The organism is Geomonas sp. (genome assembly GCF_056994735.1).
The window spans coordinates 1-1,645 of sequence record NZ_JBXKJL010000490.1 but is presented as its reverse complement, the minus strand read 5'-3'; the positions used below and the strand labels follow the sequence as shown (position 1 = coordinate 1,645).

Genomic DNA, 1,645 nt, shown 5'->3' with positions numbered 1-1,645 from the left:
AGGACAGTGAAAGAGCCAAGAAGCCCTCTCGATTTCTGAAATTAGAATTCCTCTCACGTCCGCCACAGTTTCTCTTCAACTTGGTCAGGATAACGTTTCCTGTGGTTTTGCACCATTTGTTGGAAAGGCAAAGGTAGATTACGGCCATGTTGTAAAGTATCCAGACCAAGCTAAGGAGGTAGATGAAGGTCGTCAGCCATTCTGTCCAAGATACTCATCTATCCTGCTCGTTCGAATGGCTGCAGCGGCTAGACGGCATCCGCCGGCGACTTGATTGCAACACCATAATTAATTTGCTCAAAGCACACACAAATAATTAGGGTGTCAACTCTTAGTAATTGCAGGAGTAGGGAATTTAGACGTTGCGCTGCCGGCAAAAAGAATAGAGAGGATGGAAAGAAGTTACCTGCGTTGGAGAGGTACTGTTGCCGGCAACAGGGACGCAGTTGGTCCCGTTACACAAGTAGCCGGCAGCAGGATAGCCGGGGAGAATGGAAGGATAACGTCTGACACCGCTCCGCCGGTACTACTAGACCTACTCGATCGCCACGAGTTCGACTTCTAAATAGAGATCGACACCGGCAGGGACAAGTTGGCGGGGACGCCTGGGGTGCGGTGGTATCAACTCCGCCACGTCACCTGAGTCTCCGGGCCCGAAATCGTAGGATATACCTGGGGGAGTTTCCACGGTCTTGGCGAAGGGAAGGAGGTTCACCTCTTTCGCCGGCACCAGGATGGTCTTGCGCTCACCGGGCTGCATCGCCAGGATGGCCTCTTCCAGAGATGGGGGAACGGTCCGCGCCCCCGCTGTGAACTCAAGGCTTTCTTGGTCCGAGAGGTTGCAGGCCTTGCCATTCTGCGTTTTGCACTGATACCTGATCTTGACCCGTTTGCCCTTGATATCCATGTGAGACCTCCGCGCCGTTTACTTCCTCGACTCCCGAAGTATCAAACTATAGCAGGATGACTACCCTTTACAAACGGCAGGGCCTCCTATCCACGCGGCGCCGAAGACCCCGGCGGAATCGCCGAGCTGATTTTTGAGAATGGGAGTGCGAAGGTCGTCGTGGAAGGCGTAGTGCCGCACCCTCTCGCTGCCCGCCGTATAGAGCTCGTCGATGTTGGAGAGGCCGCCTCCCAGCACCACCGCGTCGGGATCGAGGACGGAAATTATGCCGCCCAGGCTGCGCCCGAAGTCGTCCAGGAAGGCGCCGAATGCCTCCCGGCAATGGGGCTCCCCGCGTCTCGCCCCGACAACGATCTGGTCCATCCGCAGATCTTCACCATAGCCGGCCCTGAAGGCTCTCTCGACACCGGAGCCGCTGATCTTGGTCTCGACGCAGCCGCGGTTGCCGCAGTAACAGTCGGCGCCCGCCGGGTCCACGGAGATGTGTCCCCATTCCCCGCAGATGCGGTGCGGCCCTTCCCGCACTTCACCATCGATAGCTATCCCGCCGCCGCACCCGGTTCCCATGATGACGCCGAATACCAGTCCGTATCCGGCACCGGCCCCCTTGCGGCACTCGGCCAAGGTGAAACAGTCGGCATCGTTGCGGACGCGGACGGGGATTCCCAACAGCCGCTCCAGGTCAGCGGGGAAGGGTTGGCCGATGAGGCAGACGGAGTTGGCGTTACGGACCAGGCC

At 58.2% G+C, this 1,645-nt stretch carries 2 protein-coding genes; both read right to left on the bottom strand.

The genetic code is table 11. From position 1 onward, the window contains the following. Positions 1–535: 535 nt before the first annotated feature. On the bottom strand, positions 536–907 hold the full coding sequence (locus AC11W3_RS20765; RefSeq protein WP_484090921.1) for an FKBP-type peptidyl-prolyl cis-trans isomerase: 372 nt from the start codon (positions 905–907) through the stop codon (positions 536–538). Between the two features lie 60 nt (positions 908–967). After that, positions 968–1,645, bottom strand: a 678-nt coding sequence (locus tag AC11W3_RS20760) for an ROK family protein (RefSeq protein WP_484093692.1), incomplete at its 5' end; no start/stop codon positions are given.